Origin of the sequence: Rhizobium mesosinicum, from assembly GCF_019511345.1 — a bacterium.
GTDB lineage: Bacteria > Pseudomonadota > Alphaproteobacteria > Rhizobiales > Rhizobiaceae > Rhizobium > Rhizobium mesosinicum.
In genome coordinates this window covers 43,393-63,383 of record NZ_JAEUAK010000005.1, presented here as the reverse complement: position 1 = coordinate 63,383, position 19,991 = coordinate 43,393, and the positions used below count along the sequence as shown (strand labels likewise).

Sequence of the window (19,991 nt, the reverse complement as noted above, 5' to 3'; positions counted from 1 at the left end):
GGAGATCATCCATGACTGATACATTGTCCCTTGACCGCTACCGTCTCCTCGGCCGTTCCGGCCTGCGCGTTTCGCCGTTGTCGCTCGGCGCCATGACATTCGGAACAGACTGGGGCTGGGGCGCCGATGAGCAGGAGTCTCGCCGCATGTTCGACGCCTATGTCGATCGCGGCGGCAATTTCATCGATACTGCCAATCAATATACGGGCGGCACCTCCGAAACCCTTGTGGGACGCTTTGCCGAAGGCCGCCGCGACGAGCTGGTGATTGCCACCAAATACACGATCACCTCGCGCCCGAAGGATCCGAACTCCGGCGGCAATCACCGCCGCAGCATGGTCCGTTCGGTGGAAGATAGTCTGAAGCGGCTGAACACCGATTACATCGACCTCTTCTACCTGCACGCCTGGGACTTCACGACCTCGGTCGAGGAGGTGATGCGCGGCATGGACGACCTCGTTCGGGCTGGCAAGATCGTCTATGCCGGCATTTCCGATACGCCGGCCTGGCAGGTGGCGCGCATGCAGACGCTGGCCGACCTGCGCGGCTGGGCGCCGCTGGTGGCGCTGCAAATCGAATACAGCCTGATCGAGCGCACGGTTGAGCGCGAACTGATCCCGATGGCCGCTGAACTCGGCCTCGGCGTCATTCCCTGGTCGCCGCTTGGCATGGGCGTCCTGACCGGCAAATACAGCCGCTCCGGTCTCGATATCGGTGCCGGCACCGCAAGCGCGGTCGGTACTCGCAAGAATGTCGCTGCCGGCAACGGTTCGCTGACCGAACGCAATCTCGGCATTGCCGATGTCGTGAAAGAGATCGCCGCCGAAATCGGCAAGACGCCGGCACAGGTGGCGATTGCCTGGACGCTCACCAACCCTGCTGTGACTTCGCCCATCATGGGTGTGAAGACGATGGCCCAGCTCGAAGACAATCTCGGTGCGCTCGACGTTGTGCTGTCGGACGAGCATCGTGCCCGGCTGGCCGAGGCAAGCGCCATCGTTCTCGGCTTCCCGCATGATTTCCTTGCCAAGCCACTGACGCGCGGCGTCATGTTCGGCGAGGTGACTATCGAGCCCCGTCACTGAAGTCTGAGGCATGCAAATGAGAAATGGCGCCGGAACCGGCGCCATTCGTCGTCTGGACGTCTTGCTTCGAAAGCACAGCCCCGCGCGTTCCAATCGCGATTCGCGTCGCTTCACCGATTCCTTCAGGCCGACAACGTAAGCCCGATACCCCAGGGATCCCTAAGGAAGACGCCGCCGTCGCGCTTTTCGCTCTTGATCTCCAGTTCATCGAGCTTGGCAACGGCCTTGTCGAGCGTTTCCTTGTCGTTGAAGCGGATCTTATAGTCGGAAAGACCGGTCATGTGGTCGGCGCGCATGCCGGCGCCGCGGCTGTTCCAGATATTGGCGGCGAGATGGTGATGATAGCCGCCGCTCGCAAAGAAGCTCGCGCTCGGATAACGTGCCATCACCTTCAGGCCAAGCACGTCGCGATAGAAGGCATCCGCCTGCGGAATGTCGCCGACCTGCAGATGGATGTGACCGATCGCGGTACCGTCAGCCATCCCGATCCAGGTATCCTCTGGTGCACTGTTGTAGAGCGCCTGCAGGTCGAGCCGCTGCGTTGCCATTTCCACCATGCCGTCCGGATGGAATTTCCAGCTTTCATGCGGCCGGTCTGCATAGATTTCAATGCCGTTGCCTTCCGGATCGGCAAGGTAGATCGCCTCGCTGACCAGATGGTCGGACGCGCCGTCGAGTGCGACATTGTGGTGCACCGCATGGCGCAGCCAGCGGGCAAGCTCGGCGCGGCTGGGCATCAGAAAGGCGGTGTGAAACAGGCCGGCTGCATTGCGGGGGGCTTCGCGCGCATTGCCATCCGTCGTCAAGGTCAGCAGCGGCAGCCCCGCGACGCCCAGAATCTCGCCGCTTGCGGTCTTTTCGAGCACCGAGAGGCCGAGCATCTTCTGATAGAAGCCGGAAACAGCTGACAGGTCTTTCACGACGAGATGCGACTGGTCGATATAGGCAGGGCGCGTCAGCGCATAGGATGTTTCAGATGACGTCATGGAATGTTCTCCTGCCCTTGAATCGAAAAGCGTACCGGCGGTGGCGGCAAATGTGCCGCCCGTAGCGAGCGCGAGGAATTTTCGCCGGTCCATTCGCCTGTAAGCTCCCCTCGGCTGCTGTACTTGATCCCTATATGGCCCATTCGCATTGTTCACAGAAGGGCCGTTTTTGACGATGAAGCGTTCTATAAACATTGACGATGGCTCGTGTCCCACTTGATATCAGTCAATGCGCTTTATCTATCCAGGGAGGAAGTTGACGGTGAAGGGCAACACCTCAAGGAGGATCGCATGTACAAGAAAATCATCGTTCCGATTGAAATCGGCAGCATCGAAAAAGGCGAGAAGATTTTCCGCAAGGCGGCAGAGCTGCTCGACAACGGCGGCGAGATCATCCTCCTCAATGTCGTCGAGGATATTCCGACCTATGTCGCCATCGAATTGCCGGGAAACATCATCGAGGATGCCATGAAGGAAAGCCGCGAGCGGCTGGGCGGCCTCGTTGCCAAGACCGGCATTCCGGCCGCTGTCGAAGTCCGCAACGGTTCGCCAGCTACGGCAATCATCGCTGCGGCCGAAGAGCGTCGCGCCGACCTCATCATCATCGCCTCGCACATTCCCGACATCTATAATTATTTCATCGGTGCGACCGCCGACCGCGTGGTGCGCCACGCCAAGTGCTCGGTGCTGGTGGATCGGTAGGATGTGAAGCCATGGACACGAAACTTCAGGAAAAGATTCTGCGCAACCGCTGGCACGAACTGACAGCGCGCCTGCGAAAGATCGACACGGACCTTAGCCGCACCAAGACTGCCGATGACGACGACCGTGCCATCGAGAACGAGAATGACGAAGTGCTGGAAGGTCTCGGCCAGGCTGGCGAGGACGAGTTGCGCGCCATCGACGCCGCCCTCGAACGCATCGCCAAGGGCACTTACGGCACCTGCGCCCGCTGCGGCGCCAAGATATCGGAAGCTCGCCTCGCTGTGCTGCCGCAGACGCCGCTCTGCGAGGATTGCGCGGCGGGCAAGTAGGTGCGTCATCAAAAACGAGCATGGCTCGTCACAAAGATTTAACCTGACGCCACCAGGCGTCCGGTTGCGCCCTGGCCAATTCAATGCGACGATCCTCTCACTCTGAGTAAGGGTGAGCGCATGGGCGAAATCAACAGCATTCGCTGGGCTTACGACAGATATGAACTGATCGCCGACGGCATCGTCCATGGCGTGGGGCTGTTTTTTGCCCTGATCGGCGTGACCGTGCTGATCTTCTACGCCACTCTCTGGAGCCCTGCCGGCGCGCTGATTGCCGCCTGGGTTTACGGTGTCGGGCTGGTGCTCACGCTGGGCATTTCCTTTTCCTACAATATCTGGCCGGTTTCACGCACCAAATGGTATCTGCGCCGGCTCGATCATTCGGCGATTTTCATCCTCATCGCCGCCACCTACACCCCCTTCCTGGAGCGCGGAGCCGACAATCCGCTGCTGTCTGGCATGCTGATCGTCATCTGGCTGATTGCCGCCTTCGGCATCTTCGTCAAATGTGTTTTCCCGGGCAAGTATGACCGGCTGGCGATCCTGCTCTATCTCGCCATGGGCTGGAGCGGCGTATTGGTGGCGGAGCCCGTCGCCTCGCGCATTCCTTATGCTTCCATGCTGCTGATCGTCATCGGCGGCATCATCTATTCGCTGGGCGTCGTCTTCCATGTCTGGGAGAGGCTGCGCTTCCAGAACGCCATCTGGCACGGCTTCGTGGTCGCCGCCGCCGCCGTGCATTATTCGGCCGTGCTGACCTGCTTCAGCCTGTCGGTTCCCAGCTTCTGATCTCCGGCGTTTACATCGGCCCGCGCCCGGCGTATGCCCCGGCAGAAGACGATTCCGAACCGGGCCTGCCACATGACCGATACCGTTCTCATCCGGGACGCTGCCGAAGCTGATCTTCCAGCTGTCAGGGATATCTACAATCACGCGGTCGAGCATACGACGGCGATCTGGAACGAGACGCTCGTCGATCTCGACAACCGGCTGGAATGGTTCAAGGCGCGAAGGGGCAGGGGCTTTCCGGTCATCGTCGCCGAAATGGATGGCAAGGTCGTAGGCTACGCCTCCTATGGCGATTGGCGCGCCTTCGATGGCTACCGCCATACGGTCGAGCATTCCGTCTATGTGGACAAGGATCGCCGCGGCGCCGGCATCGGCGAAAAGCTGATGCGCACATTGATCGAGCGTGCAAGTGCTGCCAACGTCCACGTCATGATCGCCGGCATCGAGGCCGAAAATACGGCTTCCATCAGATTGCACGAGAAACTCGGTTTCCGCATCGCCGGCACATTTTCCGAAGTCGGCATCAAATTCGGCCGCTGGCTGGATCTCACCTGCATGGAATTGCGCGTACCAAAAGCCTGACAGGGCCATCTCCAGATTGATTGCCGCCCGGGACTAACCATATTTTTATCGTAGTCTGCGCCTTGTAGAAATCTCTGGTGGCGCGACTCGCAGAGGAGAGGTTGATGTTTGGACGCTCGGTGCTCGGTCTTTCGGCTTTCCTGGCTATGGCGGCCTATTCGCTGCCGGTGATAGCGGCCAGTTGCGGCAGCACGGCTTCGCCGGAGCTCGACTGGCAGGAGTGCAACAAGAAGAACCTGATGCTTCAGGGCAGCGACCTCCAGGGTGCCAATCTGGCCGGCACCGATTTCTCGCTGACCGACCTCGGCGGCGCCAACCTCAAATCCGCCAATGCGGAAAAGGCGACCCTCGTGCGCGCCTCGCTGGCCGGGGCAAGCGTTCAGGGCGCCAACTTCGGCAAGATCGAAGCCTACCGCTCCACATTTGCTGGCGCCATCGCTGACGGCGCAAGCTTTGCCGGTGCAGAGTTGCAGCGGGCCGATTTCACCGGTGCGCAGCTGACCAAAGCCAATTTCGAGAAGGCCGAACTGGGCCGGGCCAATTTCGACAAGGCGGTGCTGACAGGCGTCAGCTTCGCGCTCGCCAATCTCTCCCGCGCCGATCTGACGGGCGCAAGTTACGAAGGTGCGATCAGCTTCGACCGAGCCTTCATGTTTCTGACCCGCATCGAGGGTCTGGATCTGTCCGCCGCCACCGGCCTGCAGCAGGCGCAGATCGACCTCGCCTGCGGTGATTCCTCCACGAAGCTGCCTTCGGGGCTTTCTGTCCCTTCGAACTGGCCTTGCCCGCAGGAGCAGGATTAGAGCCTTTTCTGGCTAGATTGCAGCATTCTGCCGGAGCAGGTTGTTGTCAGGGCAAAGGCTGACGCAGAAGAGCATACCCCTCGCTACGTCCGAGCGATCGCGTTCGATCCTGGCGGAAAGATGCCCGATCCTTCGGGGTGGCTGATCGTGCTCATGCGCCTGAATTCTTCTCGCTGATGTAGAGATAGCGCTCCACCGTCTCGCCGGCCGCATTCTTCTTGCTGAAGACCTCCCGTCGCTGATGCACCCGCTCGGCGACCTTCTGCGAGGGAAGGTTTTCCAGGCTGACGATACTGACGAGGCGCGACAGTCCCATGACTGAGAAGGCATGGTCGCGGCAGGCAAGCGCGGCCTCAGTGGCATAGCCCTTGCCCCAGTAATCCGGCCAGAGATGGTAGCCGAGCTCCGGCTCCATTCCGCGCGATGTGTCCTGCAGCGTGATCCCGCAGTCGCCGAGCAGATCGCCGCTGTCGCGATCGATCACGGCCCAGAGGCCGAAGCCATTTTTCTCGTAGCTTCCGAAGGCGAGCCTGTCGAAGAAATCGCGCGTCGCTGCGGCATCCTTCACGGAAGGGTAATACCGCATGCACAGCGGATCGCAGAAGATGCGCTCGAGCGCCGGCAGGTCCGCGACGGTGATTTCGCGCAACACCAGCCGGTCGCTGCGCAGGATTTCGCGGACGATGGACATCGTTTCATCCCTCTGTCATGGAGCGAGCCTAAGCCGCGCCCACCTCTTCGTTCCGCTTTATACAAGAGCTCCCACCATGGCATCTGCAAAGATACGCGTCATCATCGTCGGTGCCGGCATTGTTGGCGCTTCGTTGGCTTTCCATTTCGCCCGGCGTGGAGCCACTGTCCATGTGGTGGAGGAGAATGTGCAAGCCGGCAGCGGCGTGACAGCACGCGCCTTCGGCTGGGTGAATATCATCAATATCGCACCGGGAGCGGTCAATTACCGCCTGGTGCAGCAGGCGCTCGCCGACTATACCCGTCTGCAGGCCGATCTGCCGGATGCCTTTGTCGCCGCGCGTCCCGGCTCCCTGTTCTGGCTCAAAAGTACTGCGGAGACCGAAGCCTTCGCGGCAGCTCATCGCGCCACAGGTACGGATGTCGAACTGGTCGATGCCGCGACGATCACCGAATGGGAACCCAATCTGCTTGAGCCGCCCGCCTGCGCGATCTTCTCGCCTCGCGATCTCGCGCTTGATCCTGCAAGGCTGTCACGCGACCTGATCGATGCCGTCGGCGTAACTGCCACCTTTGGTCAAAAGGTCGAAAGCCTCATCCTTTCGGGTGGCCGGGTGCGTGGCGTACGTCTGGCCGATGGCACGATCGATGCCGATCTCGTGATCCTCGCAGGCGGAACATCGGTCGACCGCCTGACGGAACGCCTGGGCTTCCGAACCGGCGTCGAAACCTCGCCCTCGATCATCCTCCGATATGGCTGCGCGGAGCCTGTCGTGAGCCGCATCCTCCGCGGCCCCGGCCTGGAAATCCGCCAGTCGGCGGACAACATGCTGCATGTCGCCAAGGGCTATATCGACGATCGCAAGGAAAACGCGCCGGAAAAGGTTGGCGAGCGGATCTTGAAGGTTATGCATGAGCGCCTGCGCCTGCCGGAAGACGTGACGCTCGTCGAGGCCGCTACAGGGTATCGCCCCTTCTTTTCCGATGAAATGCCGCGGCTCGGTTTCCTGCCCGGCATTGAGGGCGCCTACGTCGCCGTCGGCCATCCCGGCGTCATTCTCGCGCCGCTGCTCGGCCGGTTAGCGGCAGAGCATGTACTGCAAGACCGGCGCTCGCCGCTCATCCCATCCGCCGGGTTGATATGAAAAAAGCGGATCGGTTGGGATCCGCTTTCCTTTTACTTGCAAGCTCTTACTTGCCGGGTTCGAAAACCATTGCATGCCCGTTGATGCAGTAGCGCAGGCCGGTCGGCGGCGGTCCGTCGGGGAAGACGTGACCGAGATGGGCTTCGCAGGTGCCGCAGCGAATCTCTGTGCGCACCATGCCGTAGGTCGTGTCGCGGTGTTCGGTCACCGCATCGGGAGAAACCGCCTCGAAATAGCTCGGCCAGCCGCATCCGGCATCGAACTTCGTGTCGGAGCGGAAGAGCGGCGCATTGCAGCCGACGCAGCGGTAAAGACCAGTCTCGAAGGAATCCCAGTAGGGGCCGGTAAAAGCGCGTTCGGTGCCGTGCTGGCGCGTAATGCGGTACTGCTCGGGAGTCAGCAGTTCCTTCCATTCGGCATCGGTTTTGTGAACTTTCGGGGTAGCGGTCGTTTCGGCCATGGAGTGCTCCTTTTGCCGATGGGCAATCTCTTTTTCGTGCGCAAATGTGGTGCGTTGAGCACGATTGATCAAGTCTGGGATCGGGCTTCACGATCAAACCCGCCGCTTCAACGCCCCAATTGCTATCTACCCAATTCGGGGGAAGACGGCGAATCACCCGTGCTTTATCTTTAGTGTGCCATTAAGCTTAATGCTGCGTGTTTCGGGGACAAACGGTGTTTCATACTCTGATGATTGTTCTGTACGGCGCAGTTGCCGCGATCGCCCTGGCCATCACCCTGCTGGAAGGCTGGGTCAACCATGACCGCTGGACGGTGCATCGCATCGCCGGGCTGATCGCCTGCATTCTCTGGCCTTTGCCGCTTGCTTTCTTCATCCTGCACGGTTCCTTTTCCCGTCTCGTCACGCGCCTTTCCTGAACGTCAAGCCTGTGAAAACCGCCGCCTGCCTCCATTGAGGGGTTGCCGAAATTGCTTGAGGCTGACAGCCGATTCACCTAAGCCTTAGAAAAGGTTGATTGCCAGCTTTCATCCGTGCTCACGGGAGGGGACATGGCCGATGTCACGGCTCTGACATTTCTGGCCCTGTGCCTGCCGTTGATTGGCGCTCTTGCGGCTCCCTTTATCATTCGTGCCTTCGGTGCAGGCGGCGCCTGGCTGCTCGCCGTCGCCCCTTTACTCGCCTTCCTGCATTTTCTGCGTCTCCTGCCGCAGATCGCTGATGGCGAAATCATAACCGACGGTTATGACTGGGTGCCGGTCCTGGGCCTGCGCTTTTCCTGGTTCCTCGACGGGTTGTCGCTCACCTTCGCCCTGCTCATTACCGGCATCGGCACGCTGATCGTGCTTTATGCCGGCGGATATCTGAAGGGCCATCCGGATCAGGGCCGGTTCTTCTCGTTCATCTTTCTCTTCATGGGTGCGATGCTCGGCGTCGTGGTGTCGGACAGCTTTCTGATGTTCTTCATCTTCTGGGAGCTCACATCGATCACCTCCTTCCTGCTGATCGGCTTCGACCATGAACGGGAGGCGGCACGTCGCGCCGCTTTGCAGGCGCTCGTCGTCACAGGCGGGGGAGGGCTGCTGCTGCTTGCCGGCTTGCTCCTGCTCTGGGGGCAGACAGGCGTTGCGCAGCTATCCGAGCTGCTGCAGTTCGGCGATATCGTGAGGGGCAGCCCGCTTTATTTCGCAACCCTGTTGCTGGTGCTTGCTGGCGCCTTCACCAAATCGGCTCAGTTTCCATTCCACTTCTGGCTGCCGAACGCGATGGAAGCGCCTACACCCGTTTCGGCCTATCTGCATTCCGCCACCATGGTGAAGGCAGGCGTCTATCTGCTGATGCGGCTGAACCCGGTCATGGGCGCGACGTCAGCATGGGAGGTCCTGCTGCCCATCTTCGGCGGCCTGACGCTCGCCACTGGCTCGGTGCTCGCGATCCGCCAGACGGATTTGAAACTGAAGCTTGCCTATACGACCGTCTCTTCCCTCGGCTTACTGGTGCTGCTGACCGGCTTCGGCTCGGATTATGCCGTCGAAGCGGCGGTGCTCTATCTGGTGGCGCATTCGCTCTTCAAGGGTGCGCTTTTCATGGTCGCAGGCATTATCGACCATGAGACCGGCACGCGCAATATCACGCGGCTTCGGGGCTTGAGAAAGGCGATGCCGCTGACCTTTGCGATCGCCATGGCTGCCGCCTTTTCCATGGCCGGCCTGCCGCCCTTCTTCGGTTTTCTCGCCAAAGAGGAAATCTACACGGCTCTCGTCGGCGGCGATCTTTATTCCATCCTCGCCACGACCATCGCAGTTTTCGGCAATGCCTTGATGTTCGCGATCGCCTTCGCCGTGGCGATGAGACCGTTTCTCGGCCGGCCGGTGGAAACGCCGAAACCTCCCCACGAAGCGCCGGTTCTGCTCTGGCTCGGACCGGCCGTTCTCGCTCTGGCAGGCCTGCTTGTCGCCCTCTTTTCCGGCGTCATTCATGGCGCAATTTCCTCGCCCATGGCCTCAGCCGTTGCCGGCATTCCCAAGGCTGTTTCCATTTCGCTTGTCCCGCATGTCGGCCTGCCGCTTGCCTTGTCGCTGCTGACGATACTGCTCGGCATCGCTGTCTACTGGCAGCTCGACCGTAGCAGGACTCTTGTCGGGTACTTGCTGCACTCCGTTCAGGGCCCGGATCGTGGTTTCGATCATGTCATCGCCGGGCTTGTCCGTTTCGCGCACCATGTCATCGCAATCGTCCAGCCAAGACGGCTGGATGTCTACGTCGCCTGCACCTTCCTCTGTGTCGCCGCGATCCTGTTCGTCCCGCTGATCAGCCATGACGAACTGCCGCTGGGCTTTGTCTGGCCTGCAGATCTGCGCCTGCAGGAAGCGGGGGTCATGCTGATCGCCCTGTTCGGCCTTGCCGCCGTGCTGATCGCCCGCGACCGGCTCACCGCGATCGTCTCGCTCGGCATTCAGGGTTTTGCTGTCGCGCTGATCTTTCTGCTCTTCGGCGCCCCGGACCTGGCCTTCACCCAGTTCATGGTCGAGACGCTCGCAGTCGTCATCCTCGCTCTCGTCATGACCCGTCTGCGCCTGTCGCCGACCGATCCGCGCCATGGCGCCCGCCGCCTTTTCGATATCGCCCTTTCGCTCGCCTGCGGCCTCGGCTTTGCGCTGCTTTTGATGCGCTCCACCGACGCACCGTTCAACACGGCGCTCACCGATTTCTTCAACGCCCATTCGAAGCTGATCGCCCACGGCGCCAATGTCGTCAACGTCATCATCGTCGATTTCCGCGGCACGGACACACTCGGCGAAATCGCCGTCGTCGCGGTAACAGGCCTCGCCATCCTCGCGCTCATCCGCATCCGCGGCAATTCGGAGCGCCGGCTGGCGACGAACGATCCGGATGCGGAGGAGGCATGAGCACAGTGGCTGACGTATTGCGGTCCGGCCCCCTCATCCGCCTGCCGGCACCTTCTCCCCGAGGGGAGAAGGGGAGTTTCGGCACCGTCGGCGCATTCTCAAGGGCATCATGGAGCACGTCCCCTCTACCCACCGGGAAGAGGGTTAGGGTGAGGGGGCCACGAGCACCGCTTTCCTCATTTGTTGACTTGATGAGAGGGAATAGGTTTCGGCAAGTCAGATCGACCAGCGCCCGCCTTCCTGTGTCTGCCCGCCTTGCCATACCTGGAACCAGAGGCGCCCCATGAACACAGTCATCTTCCGCACGGTCGCGCCCTTTATCACCGCGCTGATGCTGCTCTTTTCCGTCTTCATCCTGCTGCGCGGCCACAATGAACCGGGTGGCGGCTTCATCGGTGGGCTGATTGCCGCTTCGGCTTTGGCGATCTACGGCATTGCCTTCGGCGTGCAGGCAGTGCGCCGGGCAATGCGCTTCCACCCCTTGGCGATTGCCGGTTTCGGTCTGCTGCTCTCCTGCATTGCCGGCTTGGTCTCCATCTTTTTTGCCATGCCCTTCATGACCGGTCTCTGGATTTATCCTGTCGTCTTCGGCGTGGAGGTGCCGCTTTCCAGCGTCATGCTCTTTGATCTCGGTGTCTATCTCGTCGTGCTCGGCGCCGTCGCTTCGATTGCGCTGGCGCTGGAAGAAAGAGAGATGGATTGATGGAAGTGCTCTTTGCCATTCTCGTCGGCCTGTTCTTTTCGGCAGCCGTCTATCTGATCCTGTCGCGCTTCTCGATCCGCATCATGCTCGGCATCGCCATTCTCGGTAACGCCGTCAACCTGTTGATTTTCACGGCAGGACGAGTGACGCGAGAGGTGCCGCCGATCATACCCACCGGGGCCGACATGCTGCCATCAGGTGCCGCCAATCCGCTGCCGCAGGCGCTGATCCTGACGGCCATCGTCATCTCATTTTCTTTCCTTGCCTTCCTGCTGGTGCTGACCTATCGCGCCTACCAGGAGCTCGGCACCGACGATACGACCCGCATGCACGATGCGGAGCCGGAAGACCGGTCGCTGCCGCCGTTGGGGTATTAGGCATGGTTGTGCGGATGCTCACCCCGACGACCCTTATGGGAGGCACGGCCTGATGGCAGCCCCCATCCCCGACCTCTCGGCCGCCATGGTCACCACGCCTGTCCCGCCGGCCCACTGGCTGGCGATCCTGCCGGTCGCGCTTTGCATAAGCCTCGGCGCGCTGCTCCTGATGCTGCGCAGCCTTCCCCGCCTGCAGGCATGGATCGCCATCGCCGGCCTTGCCGTCGTGCTGTTTCTCGACGCCGCCCTCCTGCGGCAGGTCGTCGAACACGGCCCGCTCACCATGGTCATGGGCCGCTGGCTGCCGCCCTTCGGCATTGCTTTCACGGTCGATGTCTTCAGTGCGTTGATGGCGCTCGCCGCAGCGGTCGCTGCCCTCTCGGCCGGCATCTATGCGCTCTCTGATGTCACTGAAAGCGGCCGGCGCTACGGTTTCTTTCCGCTGTTGATGCTGCTGATGGCAGGCGTCACCGGCGCATTCCTGACCGGCGATATCTTCAACCTCTATGTCTGGTTCGAGGTGCTGCTCATCTCCTCCTTCGGCCTGCTGATCCTTGGCTCCGAGCGGGCGCAGATCGATGGAGCGCTGAAATATGCGGTACTGAACCTCATCGCCACGACGTTGTTCCTGATATCGATCGGCATCCTCTATGCGAGCTTCGGCACGCTCAACATGGCCGATATCGCCGAGCGGGCAGCGGGCTTGAGCGGCACGGCGCCGCTGATGACGCTTGCCTGCCTCTTCCTGCTCGCTTTCGCCATGAAGGCCGCGGCCTTTCCGGTGAATTTCTGGCTGCCGGCCTCCTATCACACGCCGCGCATCGCCGTTTCCGCGCTCTTTGCCGGCCTGCTGACCAAGGTCGGCATCTATGCGCTGCTGCGCGTCCTGGTGATGTTGCTGCCGGTCGAGCGCGATGAGCTCAGCCTGCTGATATCGGTTGTCGGTGCCCTGACCATTATCGTCGGCGCACTGGGTGCGCTTGCCGAAACCGACCTGCGCCGTCTGCTCGGCTACGTGGTGATCTCGGGCATCGGCAACATGATGGTCGGTGCGGCACTCGGCACCGCCGACGGTCTCTCCGGTGCTGTCTTCTATGCGCTGCATTCGGTGGTGCTGATGACGGCGCTCTATCTTGTTGCCGGCGAAGCGGGCAGGCGAGGCGGCTCCTTCTCGATTGCTGCGCTCGCCGGCCTCTATCGCCAGAACGGCTGGTTCGCGGCGATTTCGCTGATGCTGCTTCTGGCCGCCTGCGGCCTGCCGCCCTTTTCAGGCTTCTGGCCGAAGGTGCTGCTGGTCAAGGCCTCGCTCGATGTCGGCGCCTGGTGGCTGGCGGGCGCGATCCTGCTTGGCGGTTTCCTGCTGACGATCGCCTGTGGCCGCGTCTTCCTGCTTGCCTATTGGCGTCCCGCGCTCATGGCGCTCCCGCCGGTGCGGACCGGCTGGACGGCCAGTCTGCCGCTTGCTGCATTGACGATCCTCGTCATCGGCTTCGGCATCCTGCCGGAGCAATTGCTGCAGCTCGCGCGCTCCGCCGCCGAGGGGCTCGCCGATCCCTCCGCCTATATCTTCACCGTCTTTCCGGAAGGGACTATACGATGAGCGTCCTGTTCCTCAGTCTGCCGCTCGCCGTTGCCTGGGTCGCCGTAACCGGCAGCGCCTCGCCGCATAATTTCGTTTTCGGCCTCGCCCTGTCGCTGCTGTCGCTCGCGGTCGTGCGCGAAGCCTTTGCCGACCGGTCGCCGCCGCGCCGTATCAGCCCGCTGCATATCCTCCTCCTTGCCGGCCTTTTCCTGAAGGAGCTGGCACTTTCGGCCTGGCGGGTGGCGCTGACGGTGCTTTCGCCGCGTATGCAGCTTACTCCCGGTATTCTCGCATTCCCGTTGACGGTGAGGGATGATTTCCAGATCACTCTGCTTGCCAACCTCATCACGCTCACGCCCGGCACACTCTCGGTCGATGTGTCCGAGGATCGGCGCACGCTCTATGTGCACGCGCTGGACTGTGCCGATCCGCTGGCTGTCAGACGCGATATTGCTGACGGATTCGAGCGCCGTATCATGGAGGCCTTCGGATGATAACGCCCGCCGCAATCGTTTCCACTGCTGCAATCGCAGCGCTTGGCATCCTCTGCGTGGCGCTCTTGATAACGGTCTGGCGGGTCATTGCCGGCCCCAGCCTGCCGGATCGCATTCTGGCGCTCGACATGCTGACGGGTATCGCCATCGGCTTCATCGCTGTCGTCGCGGTGCGTACCGGCTTCTCGCTTTACATCGATATTGCCATTGCGCTCGGTCTTGTCGGCTTCCTGGCAACCGTCGCCTTCGCTCGTTTCGTGCTCTCGCGCGGACAGGTGGGAGATGCCGGGCCTGGAACGCAAAGGAGAAACTGACGATGATGGACTACACGCTCGCCATAGCCACCGCCTTGCTGCTGTTGGCAGGCGCCTTCTTCGCGCTGGTGGCAGCGATCGGTATCCTGCGCTTGCCGGATCTCTACACGCGCATGCACGCTGCTTCCAAGGCCGGCACGGTCGGTTCCGGCTTGTTGCTGCTTGCCGCCGGGATTTACTCGGGCGAACTTGCCGTGCTTGCAAGAGCGCTGGCCGGTTTCCTCTTTTTCATCCTGACGGCACCTGTTTCTGCACACCTTCTTGCGAAAGCTGCGCATAAAACCGGGCACTTTCCGGCCGATATCTCAGTACGTGACGATATGCGAATGCGCTGAGGACGGGGCTACTCAGAATTTTAAGCAATTTTACCCAAACTTATGCACTGGAAGCACGAGTAAAGCTTGCTGAACTCCTGACCAATTCTTTGTGACGGATTTTTTTTCTAGAAAAATCACAATTAATAATTGGCCTTTTGCGAAAACGATGCTATTTGAAAAATCAAGTAGAGTTCTGATTGTGAATTAGAATCGTACTGCTTCTAAGTCCCTTTGCCTTGATTGCCAATGTCTAACTGGGTAACGGCCTGGAAGAATACGTAGTAAACCACCTTCAGGCAGTATTGGTGCAGAATACGGTCTTCGGAATCTAGGGGTGGATTTCCGGTTTTTCGAAACAAAAGGCTGCCACCTGCTCTTTTGCTGTTTAGCTCTACGACGAGCGTTCTTCGTCTCTTGAGAGAAGGACCGTTTGAGCATGCTAACAGGAGAAAGAATATGACGGATATGGCGACCGGCAATGCGCCGGAGCTGCTTGTGGAACTGACGGCCGATATCGTCGCGGCCTATGTCAGCAACCACGTTGTCCCGGTCAGCGACCTGGCTAATCTGATTTCCGACGTACACTCGGCATTGAGCAACACATCCGCACCGCAGCAGGTGGCAGCGGTCGTCGAAAAGCAGAAGCCCGCAGTCTCTGTCCGCAAGTCCGTACAGGACGAGCAGATTACGTGCCTGGAATGCGGCGGCAACTTCAAGTCCTTGAAGCGCCACCTGATGACGCATCACAATCTCGCGCCGGAAGAATATCGCGAGAAGTGGGACCTGCCTGCCGACTACCCGATGGTGGCTCCGGCCTACGCCGAAGCGCGCTCGCGCCTCGCAAAGGAAATGGGCCTGGGGCAGCGTCGCAAGCGCGGTCGCGGCTGAGCTTCAAGCGCCGCTGGATAACAAAAAGCCGGGCTTAGAACCCGGCTTTTTTCATTCGTCCTCAAGGTGGCGATTGCCTCTTCGAATGACTTCCAACCTCTGTCAGCTATGTTCAAAAAAGTGCGGCAAAAAATGTCGGCCCGGCGATTGCTCATCCGTCTCTAAAGCAATTCCAGCAAAAGTGCGCAGCAGTTTTGCGTCCGGAATTGCGTGAAAGCAAGAAGATCTCAAGACAGGCAGGCGCTCATGCCGCCGCAGATAAGAGGAGAAGAGACATGCGTGTAATGGTTATCGTCAAGGCGACCGCAGACAGTGAAGCGGGCGTCATGCCCTCCACCGAGCTTCTGGAGGCCATGGGCAAGTATAACGAGGATCTGGTCAACGCCGGCATCATGCTGGCGGGCGAGGGCCTGCATCCGTCTTCCAAGGGAAAGCGCGTTGCCTTTGATGGCCCGAAGCGGCTCGTCATCGACGGCCCCTTCGCCGAAACCAAGGAACTGATCGCCGGCTTCTGGCTGTGGCAGGTCAAGGACATGGATGAGGCGCTGGAATGGGTCAAACGCTGCCCCAATCCGATGCCCGGCCCAAGCGAGCTCGAAATCCGCCAGGTCTTCGAAGCCGCCGATTTCGGCGAAGCCTTCACACCGGAGCTTGCCGAACAGGAAGAGCGCCTGCGTGAAAAGATAGCTGACGGCAAATAATCCGCTCAGAGGGTATTAAATTCGGGCGTCCGGCGGATTTCCTCCGGGCGCTTAGCCCGCGCGCGCCCTCAGGCGACCGCGCGTGCACGCGCTTCCTCGCGGATGCGGTTTACCATCGAGCGAAGCCCGTTGGAGCGCTGCGAGGAGAGGTTTTCGGTGAGCCCGATCCTGGAAAAGGTCTCGAACGCATCCAGCGAAGCGATTTCGGACGCCGTCTTGCCGGAATAGGTGGCAAGCACGATGGCGACGAGACCGCGCACGATATGCGCATCGGAATCGCCTTCGAAACGCATGACCGGATTGTCCGGGTCGCCTGACGTATGCGTGACCAGCCACACTTGGCTGGCGCAGCCCATCACCTTGTTTTCGGAAGTCTTCTTCTCGTCGGCCAAATCAGGCAGCGCCTTGCCGAGTTCGATGACGTATCTGTACCGGTCTTCCCAATCGTCCAGGAAGGAGAAGTCGTCGATGATCTGGTCGAGGGTCGCCATGCTGTCAGGCCTTTCGCTATTATCAGTTCATATAGGCGAAGCCATCGCAGATTTGAACCGCTAAAAGAAACGCCGCGAGGGATGGGCATCCTCGCGGCGCAGCAAAGTGCTGAAATAAACAGGGCAGGCACGTCAGGCATGGGGCATCTCCGCTTCATGCGGACCGCCGATGCAAGCTTGGGCACGGGCAAGCCGCCCGCGAAATTCGTCAGATTGCCGGTTTCGGCGTTGGCAGCGGGATCGACCCGGCCGGAATGGTACCAGTTACGACCTGTTCGGCCGAGGCGTCGTCGTCGACAGGCGCGCGGTAGGGCTGCGGCAGATGCGGCATCGGCTGGTTCAGTGCAGCCTGTGCCTCGCGCACCGTACTGGTGAGCGCTTCCGGCAGGGAAGGTGCGGCAAGCGCCGCCGGCGGCACGGCCGTCTTTGCGGAAGCCATTTTGGTGCTGTCATCCCTGAACTGGCTGTCAAGCAGTTCATAGGCGACACGGGCGCCTTCGCGAGCCCGATAGCCGAGAGCAGTCAGCGTCTCCCCGCCCTTGGTGCAGACCTCGGGCTTTTCGGAGCACATGCCGGTCATATAGTCATAGGCACCGCTTGCCGCTGTGAAGGCGTCGGAAAGCTGCAATTGCGGGTGGCCGGCATTGTCAGAACTCTCCGAACTAAAAATGGAGAGAGCGACGAGCACGAGGCCAAACCAGAATGATCCTTTGATCAGAAACCACATTGTCTTGCCCATCCTGTTTCCCGTCCGGTCTTGTCGCCGAATCGGGCCGGTTGTCCGGTGTGTCTGCACCCTACCGCTAAGTTGCGAATGCCGCTTTTCGAAACTCACTGGCATTTGCGGCAAATTTGTCTCGAATTTTAATGATCGGTATTTTCGGAACATTTCAGTCAAATTCTACCTGATATCGTTAAGCATGGTGGCAGCCGCCGCCTGCAATTGCTGGGCTTTTGGCCCGCTGCTCTGCCACAAGAGTTAACGCAGTGCTGAAATATGAGGAAAATCCGTCGCTTACCTGCTATTAACCACGAAATTCAAAGAGCAGCACAGATGGCCCAAAACGGGACTTTTGGCGTTTTTGCGCTGTGGAAGGCGACTTTGCCTTATCCTTTCCTTAAGCCGCCGGGGCCTATTGTCCAGGTCAACGAAAGGCCTTTTCGGGCAGGTATTGCGTGCGTGTATTGAGTGACATTGGCGGCCGGGCGACAGCCCTCGTAGACCGGGCAGCGGCAGGCTGGCTCTCCCGGACGAACGGCGGCGAAACCGTGCGCGGGAGCGAACTCGCCATTCTACGCCGCCTGGTCTTCCTGTCCTCTGCCGCTCTCATCGCCGCTCCTGTGGGCCTCTCCATCGTCACCAGCCCCGCCGTTGCGCTTCCGGCCGGTGTCGCCACCGTCTGCGCCGCCTTTCTCTTTTCCGCCGTCGGCAGCATCGCGCTGGCCCGCCAGGCTATCCCGCAGCACACGACGGCAGCCAGTGCCGACGATCTCTTCCTTGACATGAGCCCGGGCCTGGTGCTCTTCCTCGACCCGCACGGCAGCGTGACGATGACGGGCGGCCGCGACAAGCGCGATTATCTCGCCTGGATGCGCGATCTGAAGGGTCGTGGCTTCTTCGAGCAGGTGCATGTTTCCGATCGCATCCTTTTCCTGCAGGCGCTGGATGCGCTGCGCCAGGGCGAGGAAAAGGGGATCGTGGATCTGAGATTGGAGCGACCCTCGGTCTCGCGTAATAACAGGCAGTTCGCGTACCTGCGCATGGATATGACCGCGCGGCGCGATATCGACGGCGTGCTCTCGGCCGTCATCGCCCAGTTGCATGACGTGTCGGTAGAACAGCGACTTCGCGCCGAGGCGCAGACCCGTGCGGCCGATGCGGAATCGGCCAACGATGCCAAATCCCGTTTCCTTGCTGCTGTCAGCCACGAACTGCGTACGCCGCTGAACGCCATTCTAGGTTTTTCGGATATCCTCATCGGCGAATATTTCGGCAAGTTCGAGAACGAGCGTCAGCGTGAATATGTCGGCCTGATCCGTGAGTCCGGCGCGCATCTGCTCTCCGTCGTCAACACGATGCTGGACATGAGCAAGATCGAGGCCGGCCGCTACGAATTGATGCTCGAGCCTTTCGATATCGGCGCATCGATCCGCTCCTGCGAATCGATGCTGGCCCTGCAGGCCAAGAGCAAAGGCGTCACGCTGACGAGCCGCGTCCAGCGCGGTATCGGAGAGGTCGTGGCCGACCAGCGCGCGCTGCAGCAGGTTCTCATCAATCTCGTCGGCAACGCCGTGAAATTCACCGAAGCCGGCGGCGTGGTGACCGTCGATGCGGCCATGCGCGACGGTATTCTCAAGCTGACGGTCAGCGATACCGGCATCGGCATTCCCGCCGACAGGCTCGCCACACTAGGCCAACCTTTCGTCCAGATCCAGAATGATTATACCCGCCGATTCGAGGGCACGGGTCTTGGCCTCTCGCTGGTCAAAGGTCTTGTCGCGCTGCATGGCGGCCATTTCGCCATCGCCAGCCAGCCAGGCGAGGGCACGATCATCACCATCGAGATCGCGGCGGATGGTTCCGGAGCACCGGCTGTTGAAGATGTCGGCCAAGCAGAAACGGTCGAATTCCCGCCGCGGCTGAAGGGCGCGGTGGGTGCCGCAGAACTGGAAGAGGGGCTTTTCGATGGCCGCGCGCAAGCGAAAATCGCCTAAGGGCAGGAAGGGGCGGCAGCAGCCCGGCCTTTTGATGACCGGTGCGGCGGCACTCGGCGGCGTCGGCCTGCAAGGCGCGGCTGCGCTCGGTGGCCTCGGTCTTCAGGGCGCCGGTGCGCTTGGCGGTGTCATAGGCCGCAATCCCTCTGTTGCCGGCGGTACGATCGCCTTCGTCGTCATCTTCTCCTTCGTGGCCGCCAATGCGCTCTGGTATCAGCCGGGGGCGCATCCCCATCCGATCTTCCGCACGCGCGATCCGGGTGCGCCGAACGCCATCGGCTTCCGTCCGCAGGCCGAGCTGCAGGGCGATGTCACCACCTTTCGTATCGAGCGGCAGGACGATGCCGTTGCAACAACCCAAACCACGCCACCTGCCGCCACCGCCCAGCAGCCCAGCCAGCTCGTGATGGATATCCAGAAGGAGTTGATTCGCCGCGGGCTCTACAATGGCAATGCAGACGGCGTCATCGGACCGCGCACCAGCGCGGCAATCCTCTTCTTCGAGGAAACTGTCGGCATGGCGCAAAGCGGCGAAGCGACGCCCGATGTGCTCGCAGCGCTCAAAACCGATGCCGCCGGCCCCTCGACCATCCCCGTCGAGAAGCCGCGCGAGGACGTGACCTCGAAGGCGGCAGAGGAAGATCCGGTCGCAGCTGCCATCCGCAGCGCGGAGAAGACCGTCAAGACGGCTCCATCTGGGCCGAAGCAGGTTCCGTTGTCGGGCATTTCCAATGTCGATCTGGTACTGAAGATCCAGAAGGGCCTGGTCAACATGGCCTACGCCAATGTCGGCGTCGACGGTGTCGCCGGGGAACAGACCCGCGCCGCTATCAGGCACTTCCAGAAGCACTATAACCTCCCGGAAAATGGTGAGCCTAACGAAGCCGTGCTGAAGAAGCTCAAGGAAATCGGCGCGCTTTGACCAG

The 19,991-nt window shown here is 60.9% G+C and carries 24 protein-coding genes; 19 read left to right on the top strand and 5 right to left on the bottom strand.

Annotated features, from left to right (window positions below; translation table 11 throughout):
• The first annotated feature begins 11 nt into the window (after nucleotides 1-11).
• A complete protein-coding gene (locus JNB85_RS14795) occupies nucleotides 12-1,085 on the top strand; it encodes an aldo/keto reductase (RefSeq protein ID WP_220335057.1) in 1,074 nt (357 codons plus the stop codon).
• A gap of 122 nt (nucleotides 1,086-1,207) precedes the next feature.
• On the opposite strand, the gene JNB85_RS14790 is transcribed toward JNB85_RS14795, so the two are convergent.
• The gene (locus JNB85_RS14790; protein ID WP_220335056.1) at nucleotides 1,208-2,164 is read right to left on the bottom strand and encodes a VOC family protein; all 957 of its coding nucleotides are present in this window, start codon (nucleotides 2,162-2,164) and stop codon (nucleotides 1,208-1,210) included.
• A gap of 198 nt (nucleotides 2,165-2,362) precedes the next feature.
• On the opposite strand from JNB85_RS14790, the gene JNB85_RS14785 reads away from it, so the two are divergent.
• The 5 genes from JNB85_RS14785 to JNB85_RS14765 all read left to right on the top strand — a co-directional run bounded on the left by JNB85_RS14785 (nucleotide 2,363) and on the right by JNB85_RS14765 (nucleotide 5,279).
• Nucleotides 2,363-2,773 carry a universal stress protein gene (locus JNB85_RS14785; RefSeq protein ID WP_220335054.1) on the top strand — a complete coding sequence of 137 codons (411 nt, stop codon included), beginning with the start codon at nucleotides 2,363-2,365 and terminating at the stop codon, nucleotides 2,771-2,773.
• Between the two features lie 11 nt (nucleotides 2,774-2,784).
• Complete coding sequence (locus tag JNB85_RS14780; protein WP_220335052.1) at nucleotides 2,785-3,105, top strand: TraR/DksA family transcriptional regulator; 321 nt, start codon at nucleotides 2,785-2,787, stop codon at nucleotides 3,103-3,105.
• A gap of 120 nt (nucleotides 3,106-3,225) precedes the next feature.
• The gene (gene trhA, locus JNB85_RS14775; protein WP_220335050.1) at nucleotides 3,226-3,894 is read left to right on the top strand and encodes a PAQR family membrane homeostasis protein TrhA; all 669 of its coding nucleotides are present in this window, start codon (nucleotides 3,226-3,228) and stop codon (nucleotides 3,892-3,894) included.
• A gap of 33 nt (nucleotides 3,895-3,927) precedes the next feature.
• Nucleotides 3,928-4,476: a GNAT family N-acetyltransferase gene (locus JNB85_RS14770; RefSeq protein WP_220335048.1), complete on the top strand. Its 549-nt coding sequence runs from the start codon at nucleotides 3,928-3,930 to the stop codon at nucleotides 4,474-4,476.
• Nucleotides 4,477-4,580: 104 nt separating this feature from the next.
• Entirely contained in the window at nucleotides 4,581-5,279 is a 699-nt protein-coding gene (locus JNB85_RS14765; protein WP_220335046.1) for a pentapeptide repeat-containing protein, read from the top strand.
• Nucleotides 5,280-5,430: 151 nt separating this feature from the next.
• Here JNB85_RS14765 and JNB85_RS14760 read toward each other — a convergent pair whose 3' ends face one another.
• Entirely contained in the window at nucleotides 5,431-5,970 is a 540-nt protein-coding gene (locus JNB85_RS14760) for a GNAT family N-acetyltransferase (protein ID WP_220335045.1), read from the bottom strand.
• Nucleotides 5,971-6,046: 76 nt separating this feature from the next.
• Between JNB85_RS14760 and JNB85_RS14755 the strand changes: the two genes are divergently transcribed.
• A complete protein-coding gene (locus tag JNB85_RS14755; RefSeq protein ID WP_220335043.1) occupies nucleotides 6,047-7,114 on the top strand; it encodes an NAD(P)/FAD-dependent oxidoreductase in 1,068 nt (355 codons plus the stop codon).
• 46 nt (nucleotides 7,115-7,160) lie between these two features.
• On the opposite strand, the gene msrB is transcribed toward JNB85_RS14755, so the two are convergent.
• Nucleotides 7,161-7,574: a peptide-methionine (R)-S-oxide reductase MsrB gene (msrB, locus tag JNB85_RS14750; RefSeq protein ID WP_183822565.1), complete on the bottom strand. Its 414-nt coding sequence runs from the start codon at nucleotides 7,572-7,574 to the stop codon at nucleotides 7,161-7,163.
• Between the two features lie 230 nt (nucleotides 7,575-7,804).
• Here msrB and JNB85_RS14745 point away from each other — a divergent pair, with 230 nt between their 5' ends.
• The 10 genes from JNB85_RS14745 to JNB85_RS14700 all read left to right on the top strand — a co-directional run bounded on the left by JNB85_RS14745 (nucleotide 7,805) and on the right by JNB85_RS14700 (nucleotide 15,859).
• Nucleotides 7,805-7,993 (top strand): hypothetical protein, encoded by a 189-nt coding sequence (locus JNB85_RS14745; RefSeq protein ID WP_222858688.1) that lies wholly within the window; start codon nucleotides 7,805-7,807, stop codon nucleotides 7,991-7,993.
• A gap of 132 nt (nucleotides 7,994-8,125) precedes the next feature.
• Nucleotides 8,126-10,483: a putative monovalent cation/H+ antiporter subunit A gene (locus tag JNB85_RS14740; RefSeq protein WP_220335040.1), complete on the top strand. Its 2,358-nt coding sequence runs from the start codon at nucleotides 8,126-8,128 to the stop codon at nucleotides 10,481-10,483.
• A gap of 283 nt (nucleotides 10,484-10,766) precedes the next feature.
• Nucleotides 10,767-11,186: a Na+/H+ antiporter subunit B gene (locus tag JNB85_RS14735; RefSeq protein WP_220335039.1), complete on the top strand. Its 420-nt coding sequence runs from the start codon at nucleotides 10,767-10,769 to the stop codon at nucleotides 11,184-11,186.
• Nucleotides 11,186-11,563, top strand: a complete 378-nt coding sequence (locus JNB85_RS14730) for a Na+/H+ antiporter subunit C (RefSeq protein ID WP_220335037.1) — start codon at nucleotides 11,186-11,188, stop codon at nucleotides 11,561-11,563. The genes JNB85_RS14735 and JNB85_RS14730 overlap by 1 nt, the downstream gene beginning before the upstream one ends.
• A gap of 52 nt (nucleotides 11,564-11,615) precedes the next feature.
• Nucleotides 11,616-13,163, top strand: coding sequence for a Na+/H+ antiporter subunit D (locus JNB85_RS14725; RefSeq protein ID WP_220335036.1), 1,548 nt, complete (start codon nucleotides 11,616-11,618; stop codon nucleotides 13,161-13,163).
• Complete coding sequence (locus tag JNB85_RS14720; protein ID WP_220335034.1) at nucleotides 13,160-13,639, top strand: Na+/H+ antiporter subunit E; 480 nt, start codon at nucleotides 13,160-13,162, stop codon at nucleotides 13,637-13,639. The genes JNB85_RS14725 and JNB85_RS14720 overlap by 4 nt, the downstream gene beginning before the upstream one ends.
• Nucleotides 13,636-13,953: a cation:proton antiporter gene (locus tag JNB85_RS14715; RefSeq protein WP_220335033.1), complete on the top strand. Its 318-nt coding sequence runs from the start codon at nucleotides 13,636-13,638 to the stop codon at nucleotides 13,951-13,953. The genes JNB85_RS14720 and JNB85_RS14715 overlap by 4 nt, the downstream gene beginning before the upstream one ends.
• A 2-nt stretch (nucleotides 13,954-13,955) precedes the next feature.
• Nucleotides 13,956-14,288, top strand: a complete 333-nt coding sequence (gene mnhG / locus JNB85_RS14710) for a monovalent cation/H(+) antiporter subunit G (protein ID WP_220335031.1) — start codon at nucleotides 13,956-13,958, stop codon at nucleotides 14,286-14,288.
• A 438-nt stretch (nucleotides 14,289-14,726) separates the two neighbouring features.
• Nucleotides 14,727-15,158 carry a Ros/MucR family transcriptional regulator gene (locus JNB85_RS14705; protein ID WP_220335029.1) on the top strand — a complete coding sequence of 144 codons (432 nt, stop codon included), beginning with the start codon at nucleotides 14,727-14,729 and terminating at the stop codon, nucleotides 15,156-15,158.
• Between the two features lie 275 nt (nucleotides 15,159-15,433).
• Nucleotides 15,434-15,859 carry a YciI family protein gene (locus JNB85_RS14700; protein WP_220335027.1) on the top strand — a complete coding sequence of 142 codons (426 nt, stop codon included), beginning with the start codon at nucleotides 15,434-15,436 and terminating at the stop codon, nucleotides 15,857-15,859.
• 68 nt (nucleotides 15,860-15,927) lie between these two features.
• Here the strand turns inward: JNB85_RS14700 and JNB85_RS14695 are convergent, their stop codons facing one another.
• Both JNB85_RS14695 and JNB85_RS14690 read right to left on the bottom strand, forming a co-directional pair.
• Nucleotides 15,928-16,350 (bottom strand): SufE family protein, encoded by a 423-nt coding sequence (locus JNB85_RS14695; protein WP_220335025.1) that lies wholly within the window; start codon nucleotides 16,348-16,350, stop codon nucleotides 15,928-15,930.
• A 208-nt stretch (nucleotides 16,351-16,558) separates the two neighbouring features.
• Entirely contained in the window at nucleotides 16,559-17,077 is a 519-nt protein-coding gene (locus JNB85_RS14690) for a DUF5330 domain-containing protein (RefSeq protein ID WP_220335489.1), read from the bottom strand.
• A 449-nt stretch (nucleotides 17,078-17,526) separates the two neighbouring features.
• Here JNB85_RS14690 and JNB85_RS14685 point away from each other — a divergent pair, with 449 nt between their 5' ends.
• A complete protein-coding gene (locus JNB85_RS14685) occupies nucleotides 17,527-19,065 on the top strand; it encodes a sensor histidine kinase (RefSeq protein WP_220335023.1) in 1,539 nt (512 codons plus the stop codon).
• Nucleotides 19,037-19,987 carry a peptidoglycan-binding domain-containing protein gene (locus JNB85_RS14680; RefSeq protein ID WP_220335020.1) on the top strand — a complete coding sequence of 317 codons (951 nt, stop codon included), beginning with the start codon at nucleotides 19,037-19,039 and terminating at the stop codon, nucleotides 19,985-19,987. Before JNB85_RS14685 ends, JNB85_RS14680 begins: the two co-directional genes overlap by 29 nt.
• Nucleotides 19,988-19,991 lie beyond the last annotated feature (4 nt).

Bases quoted from the DNA above. Each gene is read 5' to 3' on its own strand.
- JNB85_RS14725 (WP_220335036.1), top strand. From the start codon at position 11,616: ATGGCAGCCCCCATCCCCGACCTCTCGGCCGCCATGGTCACCACGCCT.
- mnhG (WP_220335031.1), top strand. From the start codon at position 13,956: ATGATGGACTACACGCTCGCCATAGCCACCGCCTTGCTGCTGTTGGCA.
- JNB85_RS14755 (WP_220335043.1), top strand. From the start codon at position 6,047: ATGGCATCTGCAAAGATACGCGTCATCATCGTCGGTGCCGGCATTGTT.
- JNB85_RS14795 (WP_220335057.1), top strand. From the start codon at position 12: ATGACTGATACATTGTCCCTTGACCGCTACCGTCTCCTCGGCCGTTCC.
- JNB85_RS14715 (WP_220335033.1), top strand. From the start codon at position 13,636: ATGATAACGCCCGCCGCAATCGTTTCCACTGCTGCAATCGCAGCGCTT.
- JNB85_RS14705 (WP_220335029.1), top strand. From the start codon at position 14,727: ATGACGGATATGGCGACCGGCAATGCGCCGGAGCTGCTTGTGGAACTG.
- JNB85_RS14680 (WP_220335020.1), top strand. From the start codon at position 19,037: ATGGCCGCGCGCAAGCGAAAATCGCCTAAGGGCAGGAAGGGGCGGCAG.
- JNB85_RS14790 (WP_220335056.1), bottom strand. From the start codon at position 2,164: ATGGACCGGCGAAAATTCCTCGCGCTCGCTACGGGCGGCACATTTGCC.
- msrB (WP_183822565.1), bottom strand. From the start codon at position 7,574: ATGGCCGAAACGACCGCTACCCCGAAAGTTCACAAAACCGATGCCGAA.
- JNB85_RS14735 (WP_220335039.1), top strand. From the start codon at position 10,767: ATGAACACAGTCATCTTCCGCACGGTCGCGCCCTTTATCACCGCGCTG.
- JNB85_RS14740 (WP_220335040.1), top strand. From the start codon at position 8,126: ATGGCCGATGTCACGGCTCTGACATTTCTGGCCCTGTGCCTGCCGTTG.
- JNB85_RS14745 (WP_222858688.1), top strand. From the start codon at position 7,805: ATGATTGTTCTGTACGGCGCAGTTGCCGCGATCGCCCTGGCCATCACC.
- JNB85_RS14780 (WP_220335052.1), top strand. From the start codon at position 2,785: ATGGACACGAAACTTCAGGAAAAGATTCTGCGCAACCGCTGGCACGAA.
- JNB85_RS14730 (WP_220335037.1), top strand. From the start codon at position 11,186: ATGGAAGTGCTCTTTGCCATTCTCGTCGGCCTGTTCTTTTCGGCAGCC.
- JNB85_RS14760 (WP_220335045.1), bottom strand. From the start codon at position 5,970: ATGTCCATCGTCCGCGAAATCCTGCGCAGCGACCGGCTGGTGTTGCGC.
- JNB85_RS14765 (WP_220335046.1), top strand. From the start codon at position 4,581: ATGTTTGGACGCTCGGTGCTCGGTCTTTCGGCTTTCCTGGCTATGGCG.
- JNB85_RS14720 (WP_220335034.1), top strand. From the start codon at position 13,160: ATGAGCGTCCTGTTCCTCAGTCTGCCGCTCGCCGTTGCCTGGGTCGCC.
- JNB85_RS14785 (WP_220335054.1), top strand. From the start codon at position 2,363: ATGTACAAGAAAATCATCGTTCCGATTGAAATCGGCAGCATCGAAAAA.
- trhA (WP_220335050.1), top strand. From the start codon at position 3,226: ATGGGCGAAATCAACAGCATTCGCTGGGCTTACGACAGATATGAACTG.
- JNB85_RS14690 (WP_220335489.1), bottom strand. From the start codon at position 17,077: ATGTGGTTTCTGATCAAAGGATCATTCTGGTTTGGCCTCGTGCTCGTC.
- JNB85_RS14770 (WP_220335048.1), top strand. From the start codon at position 3,928: ATGCCCCGGCAGAAGACGATTCCGAACCGGGCCTGCCACATGACCGAT.
- JNB85_RS14700 (WP_220335027.1), top strand. From the start codon at position 15,434: ATGCGTGTAATGGTTATCGTCAAGGCGACCGCAGACAGTGAAGCGGGC.
- JNB85_RS14695 (WP_220335025.1), bottom strand. From the start codon at position 16,350: ATGGCGACCCTCGACCAGATCATCGACGACTTCTCCTTCCTGGACGAT.